The following is a 15318-nucleotide window of genomic DNA, read 5'->3' as shown; positions in this document are numbered from 1 at the left end:
ACAATTCCCCAGAAATGGGGAACCGAAAGGTCGAAGGCCCGGCGTGGATCTCACACCGGGCCTTGATACCGTGGACAGCAGTGGCCGCGATGACTACCGCGGTCCGGCCTCGATCACGTCTTCCACGGTGCGCAGCCCCACCTTTGGCGATTGCACGAGCACCGCCATGTTGCCCGGCTTGTGCTCGTTGCGGCGCATCTTGGTATGGGCCGCGGGGATCTGGTCCCACGAGAAGACCTCGGACATGCAGGGATCCAGCCGCCGCTCGACCATCAGCTTGTTGGCGCTGGCGGCCTGCTTGAGATGCGCGAAATGCGAGCCCTGGATGCGCTTCTGGTGCATCCAGACATAGCGCGCGTCCATGGTCAGGTTGTAGCCGGTGGTGCCCGCGCAGATCACGACCATGCCGCCCTTCTTGCACACGAAGGTGCTGACGGGGAACGTGGCTTCGCCGGGATGCTCGAACACCATGTCGACATTCACGCCCTTGCCGGTGATGTCCCAGATCGCCTTGCCGAACTTGCGAACCTCGGTGAACCAGGCCTTGTATTCGTCGGTATTGACCGTGGGCATCTGGCCCCAGCAATTGAAGTCCTTGCGGTTGATGACGCCCTTGGCGCCGAGGCCCATAACGAAGTCGCGCTTGTCCTCGTCCGAGATCACGGCGATGGCGTTGGCGCCCGCGGTGTTGATCAGCTGGATCGCGTAGGATCCAAGGCCCCCCGACGCGCCCCAGACCAGGACGTTCTGGCCAGGCTTCAGCTCGTGCGGGTGGTGGCCGAACAGCATCCGGTAGGCCGTGGCCAGCGTCAGCGTGTAGCAGGCCGATTCTTCCCAGGTCAGGTGCTTCGGGCGGGGCATCAGCTGCTGGGCCTGCACGCGGGTGAACTGCGCGAAGCTGCCGTCCGGCGTCTCGTAGCCCCAAATGCGCTGGCTGGGCGAGAACATGGGATCGCCGCCATTGCATTCCTCGTCGTCGCCGTCGTCTTGGTTGCAGTGGATCACGACCTCGTCGCCGACCTTCCAGGTCTTGACCTTGTCGCCCACGGCCCAGACCACGCCCGACGCGTCGGATCCGGCGATGTGGTAATCGGCCTTGTGGACGTCGAACATGCTGATCGGGATGCCCAGGCCGGCCCAGATGCCGTTGTAGTTCACGCCAGCCGCCATGACGAGCACCAGGACCTCATGGCTGTCGGGCTTGGGCGTGTCGACCACTTCGAGCTGGAACGCCTGCTCGGGCTCGCCCTGGCGATCGCGCCGGATCGCCCAGCAATGCATCTGCGCAGGGATGTGACCCAGCGGGGGGATCTCGCCCATCGCGTACAGGTCCTTGCCCGCTGCGGGCTTGGTCATCGTGTCGGCTTCCATGTCTTGAACCCCTTTTGAGACACCTTCAGTGCCGCGCTGCAGCGGCCCTTTGCACAGGAATTACGAAGGTTTCGGAAATATAGCAACCGCCGCAAACCAAATTTTGTAATTTTATGTCCCGATCGCGACCGGAATCTCGTTTGTTTCGTGCACCGCAGCATCCTGGAACGGCACCGACGCCGCGTAGAAGGCCAGCACGTCCCCGGCGTCGGGCGCAAGCGTCAATCGCCCCTCGTCCGATTCGTCGATCAGCTTGCGCAGGATCAGCATGTTGCAGCCGCGCTCGACCGTCTGGTCGACGCTTTTCAGCCGAAGATGCACCGGGATGTCGGCAGCCAGCCACCTGGGCAGGCGCGCGGTGATCCAGGTCTTCACCTCGGCCCGGCTGCACGCCCCGTTCTGCAGGGCCGCGGCGACCATGGGCACCGGCAGCACGGGCACGTGGCGGCGGACCTCGTCCATCAGCTTGGCCCCGATCCCGGTGATCTGGCCGTCGGTTTCGGCGTGCAGCTGGCGCAGGGATACCGGGCTGCCGAACACCACCGCGGCATAGCCGAATCGCTTGGCCCTCCCCGTCACCCGCCGTCCCAGCCAGCGCAGGGCGAAAGCCGTGCCGGTCAGGAACGAGCCCTTGAACCGCCGTTCGCCCGAGCGCCCGGCATCGATCAGGATGCGGTCCTCGATCACGCGGTCGTAGCTGATGGCCACGGGCACGAACACGACTTCGCGGCTGCTGGCCTCGGAGCCTTGCAGGATGTAGCTGAGTAGCCCCACCTTGGCCTCGCCCACGCGACCGTCCAGCGACAGCCCGCCTTCGGGGAAGATCGCCTGGGTCACGCCGTTCTCGATGGCCATCTGCACGTAACGTGACAGCACGCGGCGATACAGCCGGTTGCGCGACTTGCGGCGGATGAAATACGCGCCCATCGCCCGAAACAGGCGGCTGAGCGGCCAGATTTGCGCCCATTCCCCCACCGCGTAGCTGAGCGCCGAGCGGTCGGCGGCCAGATAGGTGACCAGCACGTAATCCATGTTCGAGCGGTGGTTCATGACGAACACCACCGTCGCTTCGCTGTCGATCGCGGCCAGACCCTTTTCGTCCGCGCGGACCACCCGCACGTGGAACAGGCGCGTGGACAGCCACCGCGCGGCCCGGATCGCGAAGCCGAAATAGGCCGATGCCGAGAAGGACGGGACGATTTCGCGCGCGTAGCGCTTGGCTTCCGAGAACGCCACGTCCTCGCGCACGCCTTCTTCCCGGGCGTGCTGGGCGACGGCGGCGATGACCTGGGGGTCGTAGATCAGGCGCTGGATCATGTCGGTGCGGCGCGCCAGCTTGAAGGGCTGGATCGGCCGCTCGAGCCGCTTGTTCAGTTCGTCCACGACGCGCTGCATCCTGCGCCGCAGAAACCACCGCACGGGCGGGATGAAGAAGTGGCTGGCGAAGGTCACCGCCGCGAAGAGCAGGATCAGGACGAACAGCCAGATCGGCAGGGTGACGGTTCCAAACATGGGCAGACCATGCCAGCGGACGACGCCCGGGACAATGGAGCTTGCGCAAGGGTCGGAACCGGGTGATTTTGCTGCGACGCATGGAGAATACGCCGCAGTGCGGCGATTGACAGCGATAGATTATTGCCGTTTAACCCCCGCGACGTTGCCGTTTATTACCGACGAGGCCGAGACCGTGACCAAAGACAAGCCCTGGCTCTTCCGCACATATGCCGGCCATTCCACCGCGAAGGCATCGAACGCGCTTTATCGCGGCAACCTGGCGAAGGGGCAGACCGGCCTGTCGGTGGCCTTCGATCTGCCCACGCAGACGGGCTATGACAGCGATCACGTGCTGAGCGCGGGCGAAGTGGGCAAGGTGGGCGTTCCGGTGGCGCATCTGGGCGACATGCGGGCCCTGTTCAACGACATCCCGCTGGACCAGATGAACACGTCGATGACGATCAACGCGACGGCGCCCTGGCTTCTGGCGCTCTACATCGCGGTGGCCGAGGAACAGGGCGCGGATGTCAGCCAGCTGCAAGGCACCGTGCAGAACGACATCATCAAGGAATACCTGTCGCGCGGCACCTATATCTGCCCGCCGAAGCCCAGCCTGCGGATGATCACGGACGTCGCCGCTTACACCCGCCAGCACCTGCCCAAGTGGAACCCGATGAACGTGTGTTCCTACCATTTGCAGGAAGCCGGGGCCACGCCCGAGCAGGAACTGGCCTTCGCGCTGGCCACGGCGACGGCGGTTCTGGACGACCTGAAGGGCAAGGTCGCGCCCGAGGACTTCCCGAAGATGGTGGGCCGGATTTCGTTCTTCGTGAACGCGGGCATCCGGTTCGTCACCGAGATGTGCAAGATGCGCGCCTTCACCGACCTGTGGGACGAGATCTGCCGGGACCGCTACGGCGTCGAGGACGAGCGCTACCGCCGCTTTCGCTACGGGGTGCAGGTGAACTCGCTCGGCCTGACCGAGCAGCAGCCCGAGAACAACGTCTATCGCATCCTGATCGAGATGCTGGCGGTGACCCTGTCGAAGAAGGCCCGCGCCCGCGCCGTGCAGCTGCCCGCCTGGAACGAGGCGCTTGGCCTGCCCCGCCCGTGGGACCAGCAATGGTCGTTGCGCATGCAGCAGATCATGGCCTACGAGACCGACCTGCTGGAATACGACGACCTGTTCGACGGCAACCCCGCCGTCGAGCGCAAGGTGGCCGAGCTGAAGGAAGGCGCGCGGGCCGAGCTGGCCACCATCGACGCCATGGGCGGCGCCGTGGACGCCATCGAGTACATGAAATCGCGGCTGGTCGAAGCCAATGCCGAGCGCATAGCGGGCATCGAAGGCGGCGAGACGACAGTGATCGGCGTGAACCGCTACGAGACGGGCGAGCCGTCGCCGCTGACCTCTGGTCCCGACGCCATCATGGTGGCCGACAAGGACGCCGAGGCCGACCAGATCGCCCGCCTTCACGCGTGGCGGGCGTCGCGGGACGACGCGGCGGTGCAAGCGGCGCTGGAGGATCTGCGCGCGGCGGCACGCGACGGCGCGAACATCATGCCGCCGTCCATTGCCGCGGCCCGGGCAGGTGCCACGACGGGCGAATGGGGCGACATGATCCGCGCGGCCTTCGGACAGTATCGTGGGCCCACCGGCGTCTCGGCGGCGCCTTCGAACCGGGTACAGGATCTCGACGAAATTCGTGCGCGCGTCGATACCGTGTCGGCGCGTCTGGGCACGCGCCTGAAGTTCATGATGGGCAAGCCCGGGCTGGATGGACATTCCAACGGCGCCGAGCAAATCGCCGCCCGCGCGCGCGATTGCGGCATGGCGATTTCCTATGAAGGCATCCGGCTGACCCCGTCTGAAATCGTGGCACGACTGGAAGAAGAGCGGCCGCACGTGCTGGGTCTTTCGATCCTGTCGGGCAGTCATATCCCGCTGGTGACGGAAATCCTGCGCCTGATGGGCGAAAGGGAGCTGGGCCATATCCCGGTGGTCGTGGGCGGCATCATTCCCGATCCCGATGCCCAGGCGTTGCGCGCCGCGGGAATTGCCCGCGTCTATACGCCCAAGGATTTCCGGATGAATACGATCATGACGGATATCGTGGCGCTCGCGGATCCCCAATCGGTTGCAGCCCAGTAATTGCGGCCAGCAGCGCGAATTGGCGCAAAAGGATTATTGCCACCAATTCCCCTTGCCATTTCAGGGAAATTCGGATCAGGAAGAAACATGGCACTTTCCTGAGGAAGAAAAATGACAAAAGATCTGGAAAAAATGTCCCGTGAAGAGTTGGAGTCGTTGAAAAAGGATATCGACAAGGCACTTGCCTCGCTCGAGATCCGTCGCCGGTCCGAAGCCCGTGCCGCTGCCGAAAAGGCCGCGCGCGACCATGGTTTTTCGCTTGAAGAAGTTTTGAAGGGCGAAAAGAAGGGCAGCAAATCGCCTCCGAAGTACCGCAACCCCGACGATCCCCGGAAGACCTGGACCGGTCGTGGTCGTCAGCCCGCATGGATCAAGGACGCGCTTGCCAGCGGCAAGTCGCTGGAAGATTTCCTGATCTGATCAGGTCGGAAGCGGCGCTGTCATCGAACGGGCAAGGTCCAGGTGGCCTTGCCCGTTTGCGTTGGGGCGTCCGGCCGCGCTGGTCTTCGTGATCGGCGCGCTCTGAGCATTGCGGTCTGAAAGTGAGGACCACCCGTGATCCGCGATACTCACACCGACTGCGACGATTCGAGTTTCAAATTAAAGGCCCGCGCCTTCCGGCGTTGATCCGGATTCCTTTTCGGGGATGCGGGGGCGGTGCCATCGCCGCATTCCGACTTCGCAATAAGCTCGGCCAGGTCAGCGCAGGATGCCAAGCCCAAGTCCACGTATTTCTGCGCGCGGCCGTCGAGATCGCGTCGTGCCAGCATTTCGAATGCGCCGTTGACGCCATTCAAAGGTGTGCGCAGATCGTGCGCCAATCGCATCCGGCGCTCGGACTGGTGCTGCCGCTGATCCGACATCTGCAATCTATTGCGGTCCGCCACATTCAGCGCCCACGCCGCCAGAAGCAGCGGTGGCAGCGCGGACAGGATCGCGAAACTGACATCGGGAAATCCGGACCAGCCGACGCCCGCGGCCCATAGAACCGCCAATGTCGAAAGGAACAGTGGGCCGGTGCGCGCACAAAGGACCATGAGCGACCCGATCGCGGCGGCCGCAAGGCAGACCGCGAACAGCCGTCCCGATCCGACAATTGCGGCGGCGATCAGGGCCAGGCTCATGAGCGGGGCGAGCATCCAGGACCGCCCCCCTTCTAGAATACGACCAAAGCCAACCATGGAAGACCCCCGCAATGCTTTGGGGATCTTCCTAGCCGCTTTGCCGTGAAAACGAAGTTAACGCGCGCTCAGACGGCGCGTTCGACCATGAGTTTCTTGATCTCCGCGATCGCGGCCGACGGGTTCAGACCCTTCGGGCAGGTGCGCGCGCAGTTCATGATGGTGTGGCAGCGATAGAGCTTGAAGGGGTCTTCCAGATCGTCCAGACGCTCGCCGGTCGCTTCGTCGCGGCTGTCGATGATCCAGCGATAGGCGTGCAGCAGCGCGGCGGGGCCCAGGAACTTGTCGCCGTTCCACCAGTAGCTGGGGCACGCGGTCGAGCAGGACGCACACATCACGCATTCATAGAGACCGTCGAGCTTCTTGCGGTCCTCGATGCTCTGGCGCCATTCCTTGCGGGGGCGCTGGGTCTTGGTTTCCAGCCACGGCATGACGGCAGCATGCTGGGCGTAGAAATGCGTCAGATCCGGGATCAGGTCCTTGACCACGGGCATGTGCGGCAGCGGATAGATCTTCACGTCGCCCGACACTTCGTCGATGCCGTAGATGCAGGCCAGCGTGTTGATGCCGCCGATATTCATGGCGCAAGATCCGCAGATCCCTTCCCGGCACGAGCGGCGGAAGGTCAGGGTCGGGTCGATCTCGTTCTTGATCTTGATGAGCGCGTCCAACATCATCGGCCCGCAGCTGTCGAGATCGACGAAATACGTGTCGACGCGCGGGTTCTCGCCATCGTCGGGCGACCAGCGATAGATCTCGAACTTCTTGAGGTTGTTGGCGCCTTCGGGCTTCGGCCAGGTCTTGCCCGTGCGGATCTTGGAATTCTTCGGCAGGGTCAGTTGAACCATGGAGTCCTCGTTTCGGTCAAAGGGTCGTGGCCACCAGGGCGGGAAGCCCTTCGGTAGCAAGGCATTGCAGGGTTTGCGGGCGCTGCGCAATGCGCGATACTGTCTCGGTCGTGGCCGCGGTCGGCCCCAGCACCGCGTCGGACGCCAGCCCGACGAGTTCATTGGTGGTGGCGTTGTCGATGATGCAGTCGATGGCGGGCTGCACCGGGACACTGGGGAAGCGGTCGATCACCACCCGGCTGACGACGCTGCGCGCGGCCGAGCGCGTCACGTCATCGCGCGCGGCGGGCGTGCAGGCGACGATCGCCAGCGTGCCAAGAAGAACGAGCGTCGCGCGCATCAGCGAGACACCGCTATGCGTGCACCGACCTGGGTGCGACCGGCGATGCACTCGTCATAGACCTGCTGCGGGTCGCGCCCGCGCAGGAAATCGCCGGTGACCGACACTTCCAGGTCGGTCGCAACGCCGCCCGAGCCGATGCCCACGCCGACGCTGCCTTGCGGCCCGGCAGCAGCGCGGGCCCGGTCCGCGCAGGCCCGGGCGATCGCTTCGGGCGACGGCGGACCGCAGGCCGCCAGGGCGGCCAGTCCGATGAAGGCGGTGCGCGCGATCACAGACATCCCAGGCGGGCGCGGACGGCGTCCTTTATCAGGTAGCCCGATCCGTTGACGAACACGCTGTCCGAGGGACGATAGGGATAGGGGCACAGAATGCCGTTGCGACCCACTTCCAGGACCTGGGTCTGCATGAAGCCGACATCGTTTGCAGTGACGACGAGGTTGCCGTTGGCGTCGATGCAGGACTGGCCAGCAACCACGGGCGTGCCCCGCGCTGCCAGGTCCGAACAAAGCGGATAGCTTGCGGTGCCCTCTGCGCCGCCGGTCCACCCGCCCGCAAGCGCGGGAGCTGCGACAGCGCATAGCGCCATTGCGGAAAGATATTTAAGCATTTCAGTCTCCTGTCTGGCGGCCCTCACGCGCGACCGATCCCGCGAAGGGTAGCGCGGCGCGCCCGGATCACCAAACCCGAATGCGCGCCCCTGCTCAGTAGACCCGCGTCTTGGGCTTGATCTTGTCCAGGTCGATGCCGCCTTCGTTGTGGCCCAGAAGCGGGTTCAGGTGCACCGGGCGATAGTCCAGCCGCACGCCGCCATTGACGTAGGCCAGCGTGTGCTTGCGCCAGTTCTCATCGTCGCGGTCGGGATGGTCTTCCTGGGCGTGGGCGCCGCGGCTTTCCTTACGCGCCTCGGCGCTGACGATGGTGGCCAGCGCGTTGGGCATCAGGTTGGTCAGCTCCAGCGTTTCCATCAGGTCGCTGTTCCAGATCAGGCTGCGGTCGGTGACGCTGATATTGTCCAGCTTGTCGGCCACCTTTTCCATCTTCTCCACGCCCTCGGCCAGGGTGTCGTCGGCGCGGAACACGGCGGCGTCCTGCTGCATGGTCTTCTGCATCTCGAGCCGCAGCTCGGCGGTCGAGGTGTCGCCCTTGGCATGGCGCAGCCCGTCGAACCGGTCAAAGGCGGCGTCGACGCTGGACTGGTTCAGCTTGGGGTTCGCGCCTTCGCGGTCCACGGTCTTGCCCGCCTGGATCGCGGCGGCGCGGCCGAAGACCACCAGGTCGATCAGCGAGTTCGATCCCAGCCGGTTGGCGCCGTGGACCGACGCGCAGCCCGCTTCGCCCACGGCCATCAGGCCGGGCACGATGCGGTCGGGGTCGCTTTCGGTCGGGTTCAGCACCTCGCCCATATAGTTCGTGGGGATGCCGCCCATGTTGTAGTGCACGGTGGGCAGGACCGGGATCGGCTCTTTCGTTACGTCCACGCCGGCGAAGATCCGGGCGGATTCGCTGATGCCCGGCAGGCGCTCGTGCAGCGCCTCTTTCGGCAGGTGGTTCAGGTTCAGGTGGATGTGATCGCCATCCTTGCCCACGCCGCGGCCTTCGCGGATTTCCATGGTCATGCAGCGGCTGACCACGTCGCGCGACGCCAGATCCTTGTAGGTCGGCGCGTAGCGCTCCATGAACCGCTCGCCTTCCGAGTTGGTGAGGTATCCGCCCTCGCCCCGCGCGCCTTCGGTGATCAGGCAACCCGCGCCGTAGATGCCGGTGGGGTGGAACTGCACGAATTCCATGTCCTGCAGCGGCAGGCCTTGGCGCGCCACCATGCCACCGCCGTCACCGGTGCAGGTATGCGCGGACGTGGCGCTGAAATAGGCGCGGCCGTAACCGCCCGTCGCCAGCACCGTCTGCTTGGCGTTGAAGACATGCATGGTGCCGTCTTCCAGGCACCAGGCCACGACGCCCTGGCACACGCCGTCTTCGGACATGATCAGGTCGATGGCGAAGTATTCGATATAGAACTCGGCGTCGTTCTTCAGCGACTGACCATAGAGCGTATGCAGGATCGCGTGGCCGGTCCGGTCGGCGGCGGCACAGGTGCGCTGCACCGGGGGCCCCTCGCCGAACTTGGTGGTGTGGCCGCCGAAGGGGCGCTGGTAGATCTTGCCGTCCTCGGTCCGGCTGAAGGGCACGCCGTAATGCTCCAGCTCGTAGACCGCCTTCGGGGCCTCGCGGGCCAGGTATTCCATGGCATCCGTGTCGCCCAGCCAGTCGCTGCCCTTCACGGTGTCGTACATGTGCCACTGCCAGTGGTCGTCGCCCATGTTGCCAAGGCTGGCCGCGATGCCGCCCTGTGCGGCCACCGTGTGGCTGCGGGTCGGGAACACCTTGGTGATGCAGGCGGTGCGCAGGCCCTGTTCGGCCAGGCCCAGCGTGGCGCGCAGGCCCGATCCGCCCGCGCCCACCACGATGGCGTCGTATTCATGGGTCGTGTAATCGTAAGCAGCCATGCGAAAGGCCCTTTCGGAGTTAAAGCGCCAGCTGCACCAGGGCAAAGAGCCCGGCGGCGATGGCAGCGTATGAGATACAGGTCACGGCGATGATCGCCACGTGGCGCGCGGTGCCGTGGGAATAATCCTCGATCATCGTCTGGGCGCCGGACTTGAAGTGGACCCAGCCGACGACGAAGGTCAGACCGGCGACGATGGCCGGGAAGGGCTTCGAGTAGTAGGCGACGACCTCTTCATAGGTGCCGCCCAGCGCCGAGCCGAAGGTGAAGATGAACAGCGGCACCAAGATCAGCAGGCCCACCGAGCTTTTCGTCATGGCCCAGAAATGGTCGGTGCCGGACTTGGCGGATCCCAGGCCTTCGGCGCGCTTGCGGTCGGTCATGTAGGACATGGATCAGCCTCCTCAGACGATCAGGGCGGTCAGGATGGTCAGGGCGACCGAGCCGCCAACGCAGGCCCAGCCCAGCTTTTCGGCGGTGGGCAGGTCAAGGCCGTGGCCCGTATCCCAGATCAGATGCCGCACCCCGGCCAGCGTGTGATACCACAGCGCCCAAAGCGACAGGAACATGACCAGATCGCCGAACCACGAGGTCAGAACACCGTTCGCGGTCGCGAACGCTTCGGGCCCGGATGCTGCCGCCAGCAGCCACCAGGTGACCAGCAAACCGCCGACGATCAGGCCGTTGCCGGTGATCCGGGTCAGGATCGAAGTGATCGAGTTCAGCTGCGGGCGATAGATCTGGATATGCGGGCTCAGCGGTCGGTTTCCACGGTTCACGTCGGCCATGGGCTCTCCTTCAATGGTGTCTGGCCCGGGCGGCTTTCCCGGCGGGTCTGCACCTGTTCTAACGCATTTGGCGGGACTGTCACGGCCCACGGCCGGGGTATTTCGCCGCAATGGCCGCGAACCGGGCGATTGGCGCGCTTCGACACGCGCGGCACGTCCCCTTGGGGCGCGGCACGCCTGCTTCACCTTTCTCCAAATACCTGGATCCCGCCGCTCTCAGACGGGCATGAGCGCCCAGTAGTCGAGATCCAGAAGGACATGGGGCAGGTATTTGCCCGCACCGTCCTTCAGCCCCTCGCCATCACCCTTGGTCGCCACCAGCCGCAGACGGATCGCACCGACGCCGGGGGCCGAGGTCTTCGCGGTATCCAGCACCTCGGACCAGGCGCGCACCGTGTCGCCCGCGAAACAGGGGTTTGCGTGGGCGCCCGCGTTCAGCCCCACGATCATCTGCGCGTTGGCCAGCCCGTTGAAGGAGAGCGCGCGGGCCAGGCTGATCACGTGCCCGCCATAGATCAGCCGCTTGCCGTCCGGGCGATGGGTCGCGTCGAAATGCACCTTGGCGGTGTTCTGCCACAGGCGCGTGGCCAGCATGTGCTCGGCTTCCTCGATCGTGACGCCGTCGACATGGTGGATCACCTCGCCGGGCCGGTAGTCGCCCAGGCGATGCGGCTCGCCCGCCAGCTCGAAATCGTAGCCGGTGAAATAAAGACCCTTGGGGATCACCAGGTCGCCCGGCGCGACGGCATCGCTCAGCTGCGGGACGACGGTCTCGGGCGCGGGCGCTGCGGCGTCGCGCTTGCGCACCATGACCCAGCGCACGTAGCTCAGCACGTCCGTGCCGTGCTGGTTGCGGCCCGTGGTGCGGACCCAGACCACGCCGGTCTTGCCGTTCGAGTTCTGCTTCAGCCCGATCACTTCGCTTGTCGATGCCAGCGTATCGCCCGGCCAGACCGGCGCGAGCCAGCGTCCCTCGGCATAGCCCAGGTTCGCCACGGCGTTCAGCGACACGTCCGGCACGGTCTTGCCGAACACCGTATGAAACGCGATCAGGTCGTCGAGCGGTGCGCCGTGCAGGCCGCAGGACGCCGCGAAGGCATCCGACGAATAAAGCGCCCCCCGCGCGGGATAAAGCGCGTGGTAAAGGGCGCGCTCGCCCTGCCCCAAAGTGCGCGGCACCGCGTGGCGGATCACCTGGCCGACCTTGTAATCCTCGAAGAAGCGGCCCGGGTTGGTCTTGGAGCTCATTGATCCCCCAGTTTCATCTCGGGCGAATAGGGAATGTCGATTTCCTTGGTGACCGCCTGGGCGCAGCGCATGACCCCGTGGCCTGCATCGAAGGCATAGGACGGAGCGCCGTGAAGGCTCCAGCCGTTCGACAGCGCCTGGGACACCTTGTGGCAAAAGGCGGAATTGTCGTCGCCGGTCAGAAGTCGATAGATCATTTGGCTTATCCCGGGAAAGGCCAGACGCCCAGCCAGGCGTGCACGGCCGAAATGATTGCGTACAGCACGAGCGAGATGACCAGCAGGCGCACCGTGCCCTTGGTCGAGCCGCCCTGGTAGGGCACCCAGTCGGGCTCGCGCCAGTTTATGAGCTGCATCTCGGCCAGTGCCCAGACGATGAAGGTGCCCCACATGATGGCCGAGGCGAGGTCGCCGTTGACCAGCAAATGCAGCACCGACCAGAGCGTGAAGCCCCACAATTGCGGATGCCGCGTCAGGCCACGAAGGTTCGACTTGGAGCTGCCCAGCCCGAACAGGGCGATGGCGAAGATCATGCCCAGGTCCACCACGTGCACACCCCATACGGGCGGCGTGTAGAGCGGCACGAAGGGCGCCGCGCGATAGCCCAGCACGATCAGGACCACCGACGCCACCAGCACGGCGGCGAACACGCCCTTCGACGCCTGGCCCATCTTCTGGGTCAGCGCGGCGCGGGTGTCGGGAGCCACCCGTTTGAAGACATGGGCCGCGACCCACAGCGCCAGTCCGACGATCAGCAGCGCCATGGCCTACGCCCCCGCCTTGGCCAGCACCTTGCGGGCCGTTGCCACGTGCAGATTCTCGACGATCTTGCCGTCCAGGACGGCGACGCCCTGCCCGTCTGCCTCGGCCCGCTCGAAGGCTTCGATCTGGCGTTTCGCAGTGTCTATTTCGGCTTCGGACGGGCTGAAGACCTCGTTGCAGATCGCCACCTGCGCGGGGTGGATCAGCGTCTTGCCGTCCATGCCAAGCGCTCGGCCCTGCTGGCATTCGGCGCGCAGGCCGTCGTCGTCCTTGAACGCGTTGAACACGCCGTCGACGCAGGGAATGCCGCCCATGCGCGCGGCGGCCAGGCAGGTCTGCAGCGCCATCATCAGCGGCATCCGGTCGCCGCCGGTGTCACATCCCAGTTCCGCCGCCAAATCGTTGGTGCCCATGATGAAGCCACCCATGCGCGGGGCCTGCGCGATCTCGGCCGCGTTGAAGACGCCGCGCGTGGTTTCCATCATCGCCCAGATCGCCACGTCGCCGCAGCCCGGATGCGCGTCGAGCTGCGCGGCCACCGCCGCCACCTGCGCCGCCGAGTCGACCTTGGGCAGAAGGATCGCGTCGGGCGCCATGTCCATCGTCGCCGCCAGGTCGTCCGCGCCCCAGGGCGTGTCGCCGCCGTTGACGCGCACCAGCCGTGCCCGGCTGCCGTAGCCGCCCTGCGCCAGCGCGTCGGCCAAGGTGGCCCGCGCGGCGGCCTTCTCGCCCGGCGCCACTGCATCTTCCAGGTCGAAGATGATCGCATCCACGTCGAGCCCGCGCGCCTTTTCCAGCGCGCGCTCTTTCGAGCCGGGGATGTAGAGAACCGAGCGCCAGGGGCGAAGGACAGAGGTCATGGGACACTCCCGTAGCTGGGGTAATAATCTGTCGCCACAGACCACGGATCGGATCGATTTCGCAACCCGGTTTTCGCCGCGATGCAGAATATTGCCTGCGAACGGTCGCTTAACCTCATTTTGCTAGGCTGGGCGCACGCTTCCGGGCCTAACCTGCCCTTCCCCGGAGTATGCCACATGACCAGATCGCAGATTGTCCTGACCCTGTTTCTTGCCACCATCGCCGTGACCATGGTGCTGCGGCCGGCCCATGCGCGCAGCAATTGCGCGCCGCGGGACCTGGTGCTGGAAAAGCTCGCATCCGAGTTCTCGGAATCGCGCCAGTCCATCGGCCTGGCCGCCAACAACCAGGTCGTCGAAACCTTCGCCGCGCCGTCGGGATCCTGGACGGTGATCGTGACCGCGCCGTCGGGCATCAGCTGCATCGTCGCGTCGGGCCAGAGTTTCGAGCTGACGGCCGACGCCTTGCCGCCGCAGGGCGACCCGGCCTAGGCCAGACCTGTTCAGACCAGGCCGCCGTCGGTCACGATTAGGGGCATGGAGGTCAGGACCAAAAAAGTGCGCCCGGGGCTACGGCGCTACATCCGCCGCCCCGAGCGAAATGCCAATCACTCCTCCAGAGAGTCGCCGCGCCCGACCCTTAGCGCCCTTCGGGATACCGGCGAGCCGGACGGCCGGAGTCGCGGCTGCGGTCGGTTCCAGAAAAGTTCCCTAAGTCTTTTTCATAGGACATTTTTCGCCTTTCGGCGACAGCGCGTCGGCGCGATCCAGCTGGTTGCATCATAGTCCGGAACAAAGCGCGTTCGGTCTGCGTATTGCTGATGAAGCGCGCCAGAATGTCGCGCCCATCTGAAGGGAAAATACCGATGAAAAGAATGCTGACAACCACCGCAATCATCCTGTCGCTGAGCAGCGCGGGTGCCATGGCCGCCGAACACGCAATGGACGGCGCGTTTTCCGATTACCAGGTCGAAGCGCAGACGGATCTGTTCGCGTCGGACCTTCTGGGCGCGCGCATCTATGCGACCGAGACCGAGGTCGGCGACACGATCGAGGCCGGCGCCCAGCAGGAATGGGACGATCTGGGCGAGATCAACGACATGATCCTCAGCCCCGATGGCATGGTCCAGGTCGTGATCCTGGGCATCGGTGGCTTCCTGGGCCTGGGCGAGCGCGACGTGGCCGTCGACATGAACCAGATCAAGATCGTGCGCGGCGGTGCCGATGCGACCGATTATTTCCTGGTGATCAACGCCTCACAGGAAGCGATCGAGAACGCGCCCGAGTTCACCCGTGCCGGTGAAGGCGCCATGGCCGAGGATGCCGCCGCCGAAACCGGCGAGGCCATGAACGAGGCCGAAGCCACCGCCGAGACCGCGGCCGAAGAGACCGAGCAGGCGGCAGAAGAAGCTGCCACCGACGTCGAGCAGGCAGCGGAAGAAACCGAGCAAGCCGCCGAGGACGCGGCGAACGAGGCCGCGGACGCCGCCGCGGATGCCGGTCAGGCTGCAGAAGACGTCGCCAACGATGCCGAACAGGCCGTTGAAGGCGCTGCCAACGAAGCCGAGCAGGCCGTCGAAGGCGCGACCGACGGATCGGCGACGATGGAAGGCGAAGGCGAGACCACGACCGAAACGCAGAACTGATCGTATCGCAACGATCGAAGGGGGCCGTCCACTTACCGTGGGCGGCCCTTCTTATTTGCGCGGTCCCGCCACCCTTGCGCCGCCAAGCGAAGCGCCTTACCCATCGCGTCAAGTTCAGCAACC

Annotated in this window: 19 protein-coding genes; 4 read left to right on the top strand and 15 right to left on the bottom strand. The window is 65.3% G+C overall.

What is annotated here, in order from left to right; genetic code table 11:
• Window positions 1-93: 93 nt before the first annotated feature.
• Both ccrA and ILP92_RS14405 read right to left on the bottom strand, forming a co-directional pair.
• Window positions 94-1371: a crotonyl-CoA carboxylase/reductase gene (gene ccrA, locus ILP92_RS14410; protein ID WP_198917112.1), complete on the bottom strand. Its 1278-nt coding sequence runs from the start codon at window positions 1369-1371 to the stop codon at window positions 94-96.
• A 111-nt stretch (window positions 1372-1482) separates the two neighbouring features.
• Complete coding sequence (locus ILP92_RS14405) at window positions 1483-2883, bottom strand: 1-acyl-sn-glycerol-3-phosphate acyltransferase (protein WP_198917111.1); 1401 nt, start codon at window positions 2881-2883, stop codon at window positions 1483-1485.
• Here ILP92_RS14405 and ILP92_RS14400 point away from each other — a divergent pair.
• Both ILP92_RS14400 and ILP92_RS14395 read left to right on the top strand, forming a co-directional pair.
• On the top strand, window positions 2798-5017 hold the full coding sequence (locus ILP92_RS14400) for a methylmalonyl-CoA mutase family protein (RefSeq protein ID WP_368667898.1): 2220 nt from the start codon (window positions 2798-2800) through the stop codon (window positions 5015-5017). The genes ILP92_RS14405 and ILP92_RS14400 overlap by 86 nt on opposite strands.
• 111 nt (window positions 5018-5128) lie before the next feature.
• The gene (locus ILP92_RS14395) at window positions 5129-5437 is read left to right on the top strand and encodes an H-NS histone family protein (protein ID WP_198917109.1); all 309 of its coding nucleotides are present in this window, start codon (window positions 5129-5131) and stop codon (window positions 5435-5437) included.
• 149 nt (window positions 5438-5586) lie between these two features.
• Here the strand turns inward: ILP92_RS14395 and ILP92_RS14390 are convergent, their stop codons facing one another.
• The 12 genes from ILP92_RS14390 to ILP92_RS14335 all read right to left on the bottom strand — a co-directional run bounded on the left by ILP92_RS14390 (window position 5587) and on the right by ILP92_RS14335 (window position 13549).
• A complete protein-coding gene (locus ILP92_RS14390; RefSeq protein WP_198917108.1) occupies window positions 5587-6156 on the bottom strand; it encodes a histidine kinase dimerization/phospho-acceptor domain-containing protein in 570 nt (189 codons plus the stop codon).
• A 110-nt stretch (window positions 6157-6266) separates the two neighbouring features.
• Entirely contained in the window at window positions 6267-7046 is a 780-nt protein-coding gene (locus tag ILP92_RS14385; protein WP_198917107.1) for a succinate dehydrogenase iron-sulfur subunit, read from the bottom strand.
• 16 nt (window positions 7047-7062) lie between these two features.
• On the bottom strand, window positions 7063-7386 hold the full coding sequence (locus ILP92_RS14380) for a hypothetical protein (RefSeq protein ID WP_198917106.1): 324 nt from the start codon (window positions 7384-7386) through the stop codon (window positions 7063-7065).
• Window positions 7386-7661 (bottom strand): hypothetical protein, encoded by a 276-nt coding sequence (locus ILP92_RS14375; RefSeq protein ID WP_368667897.1) that lies wholly within the window; start codon window positions 7659-7661, stop codon window positions 7386-7388. The genes ILP92_RS14380 and ILP92_RS14375 overlap by 1 nt, the downstream gene beginning before the upstream one ends.
• Window positions 7658-7996: a hypothetical protein gene (locus ILP92_RS14370; protein WP_198917104.1), complete on the bottom strand. Its 339-nt coding sequence runs from the start codon at window positions 7994-7996 to the stop codon at window positions 7658-7660. Before ILP92_RS14370 ends, ILP92_RS14375 begins: the two co-directional genes overlap by 4 nt.
• Window positions 7997-8090: 94 nt before the next feature.
• A complete protein-coding gene (gene sdhA, locus ILP92_RS14365) occupies window positions 8091-9893 on the bottom strand; it encodes a succinate dehydrogenase flavoprotein subunit (RefSeq protein WP_198917103.1) in 1803 nt (600 codons plus the stop codon).
• A 19-nt stretch (window positions 9894-9912) separates the two neighbouring features.
• Window positions 9913-10284 carry a succinate dehydrogenase, hydrophobic membrane anchor protein gene (gene sdhD, locus ILP92_RS14360; protein ID WP_198917102.1) on the bottom strand — a complete coding sequence of 124 codons (372 nt, stop codon included), beginning with the start codon at window positions 10282-10284 and terminating at the stop codon, window positions 9913-9915.
• 12 nt (window positions 10285-10296) lie between these two features.
• Entirely contained in the window at window positions 10297-10680 is a 384-nt protein-coding gene (sdhC, locus tag ILP92_RS14355) for a succinate dehydrogenase, cytochrome b556 subunit (protein WP_198917101.1), read from the bottom strand.
• Between the two features lie 216 nt (window positions 10681-10896).
• A complete protein-coding gene (locus ILP92_RS14350; RefSeq protein WP_198917100.1) occupies window positions 10897-11928 on the bottom strand; it encodes a MaoC family dehydratase in 1032 nt (343 codons plus the stop codon).
• Window positions 11925-12125, bottom strand: coding sequence for a DUF1737 domain-containing protein (locus ILP92_RS14345; protein ID WP_198917099.1), 201 nt, complete (start codon window positions 12123-12125; stop codon window positions 11925-11927). The genes ILP92_RS14350 and ILP92_RS14345 overlap by 4 nt, the downstream gene beginning before the upstream one ends.
• Before the next feature lie 5 nt (window positions 12126-12130).
• Window positions 12131-12691 carry an NnrU family protein gene (locus ILP92_RS14340; protein ID WP_198917098.1) on the bottom strand — a complete coding sequence of 187 codons (561 nt, stop codon included), beginning with the start codon at window positions 12689-12691 and terminating at the stop codon, window positions 12131-12133.
• 3 nt (window positions 12692-12694) lie between these two features.
• Window positions 12695-13549, bottom strand: a complete 855-nt coding sequence (locus tag ILP92_RS14335) for an HpcH/HpaI aldolase/citrate lyase family protein (RefSeq protein WP_198917097.1) — start codon at window positions 13547-13549, stop codon at window positions 12695-12697.
• A 177-nt stretch (window positions 13550-13726) separates the two neighbouring features.
• On the opposite strand from ILP92_RS14335, the gene ILP92_RS14330 reads away from it, so the two are divergent.
• Window positions 13727-14041, top strand: coding sequence for a hypothetical protein (locus ILP92_RS14330; RefSeq protein ID WP_235971450.1), 315 nt, complete (start codon window positions 13727-13729; stop codon window positions 14039-14041).
• A 148-nt stretch (window positions 14042-14189) separates the two neighbouring features.
• Here ILP92_RS14330 and ILP92_RS14325 read toward each other — a convergent pair whose 3' ends face one another.
• Window positions 14190-14438, bottom strand: coding sequence for a hypothetical protein (locus ILP92_RS14325; protein ID WP_198917096.1), 249 nt, complete (start codon window positions 14436-14438; stop codon window positions 14190-14192).
• Here ILP92_RS14325 and ILP92_RS14320 point away from each other — a divergent pair.
• Window positions 14425-15195: a PRC-barrel domain-containing protein gene (locus ILP92_RS14320; RefSeq protein WP_198917095.1), complete on the top strand. Its 771-nt coding sequence runs from the start codon at window positions 14425-14427 to the stop codon at window positions 15193-15195. The two genes, ILP92_RS14325 and ILP92_RS14320, sit on opposite strands and share 14 nt — an antisense overlap.
• The last annotated feature ends 123 nt before the right edge of the window (window positions 15196-15318 follow it).

The sequence above is a fragment of the Palleronia pontilimi genome, from assembly GCF_016412875.1.
Lineage (GTDB): Bacteria > Pseudomonadota > Alphaproteobacteria > Rhodobacterales > Rhodobacteraceae > Palleronia > Palleronia pontilimi.
This window is presented reverse-complemented; position numbering and strand designations above follow the sequence as displayed.

What these genes read in the sequence shown, in the direction of transcription:
- ILP92_RS14385 (WP_198917107.1), bottom strand. Translation starts at nt 7,046, where the DNA reads ATGGTTCAACTGACCCTGCCGAAGAATTCCAAGATCCGCACGGGCAAG.
- ILP92_RS14335 (WP_198917097.1), bottom strand. Translation starts at nt 13,549, where the DNA reads ATGACCTCTGTCCTTCGCCCCTGGCGCTCGGTTCTCTACATCCCCGGC.
- ILP92_RS14405 (WP_198917111.1), bottom strand. Translation starts at nt 2,883, where the DNA reads ATGTTTGGAACCGTCACCCTGCCGATCTGGCTGTTCGTCCTGATCCTG.
- ILP92_RS14390 (WP_198917108.1), bottom strand. Translation starts at nt 6,156, where the DNA reads ATGCTCGCCCCGCTCATGAGCCTGGCCCTGATCGCCGCCGCAATTGTC.
- ILP92_RS14345 (WP_198917099.1), bottom strand. Translation starts at nt 12,125, where the DNA reads ATGATCTATCGACTTCTGACCGGCGACGACAATTCCGCCTTTTGCCAC.
- sdhC (WP_198917101.1), bottom strand. Translation starts at nt 10,680, where the DNA reads ATGGCCGACGTGAACCGTGGAAACCGACCGCTGAGCCCGCATATCCAG.
- ILP92_RS14340 (WP_198917098.1), bottom strand. Translation starts at nt 12,691, where the DNA reads ATGGCGCTGCTGATCGTCGGACTGGCGCTGTGGGTCGCGGCCCATGTC.
- ILP92_RS14330 (WP_235971450.1), top strand. Translation starts at nt 13,727, where the DNA reads ATGACCAGATCGCAGATTGTCCTGACCCTGTTTCTTGCCACCATCGCC.
- ILP92_RS14380 (WP_198917106.1), bottom strand. Translation starts at nt 7,386, where the DNA reads ATGCGCGCGACGCTCGTTCTTCTTGGCACGCTGGCGATCGTCGCCTGC.
- ILP92_RS14320 (WP_198917095.1), top strand. Translation starts at nt 14,425, where the DNA reads ATGCTGACAACCACCGCAATCATCCTGTCGCTGAGCAGCGCGGGTGCC.
- ILP92_RS14350 (WP_198917100.1), bottom strand. Translation starts at nt 11,928, where the DNA reads ATGAGCTCCAAGACCAACCCGGGCCGCTTCTTCGAGGATTACAAGGTC.
- sdhA (WP_198917103.1), bottom strand. Translation starts at nt 9,893, where the DNA reads ATGGCTGCTTACGATTACACGACCCATGAATACGACGCCATCGTGGTG.
- ccrA (WP_198917112.1), bottom strand. Translation starts at nt 1,371, where the DNA reads ATGGAAGCCGACACGATGACCAAGCCCGCAGCGGGCAAGGACCTGTAC.
- ILP92_RS14370 (WP_198917104.1), bottom strand. Translation starts at nt 7,996, where the DNA reads ATGCTTAAATATCTTTCCGCAATGGCGCTATGCGCTGTCGCAGCTCCC.
- ILP92_RS14395 (WP_198917109.1), top strand. Translation starts at nt 5,129, where the DNA reads ATGACAAAAGATCTGGAAAAAATGTCCCGTGAAGAGTTGGAGTCGTTG.
- sdhD (WP_198917102.1), bottom strand. Translation starts at nt 10,284, where the DNA reads ATGTCCTACATGACCGACCGCAAGCGCGCCGAAGGCCTGGGATCCGCC.
- ILP92_RS14400 (WP_368667898.1), top strand. Translation starts at nt 2,798, where the DNA reads ATGAAGAAGTGGCTGGCGAAGGTCACCGCCGCGAAGAGCAGGATCAGG.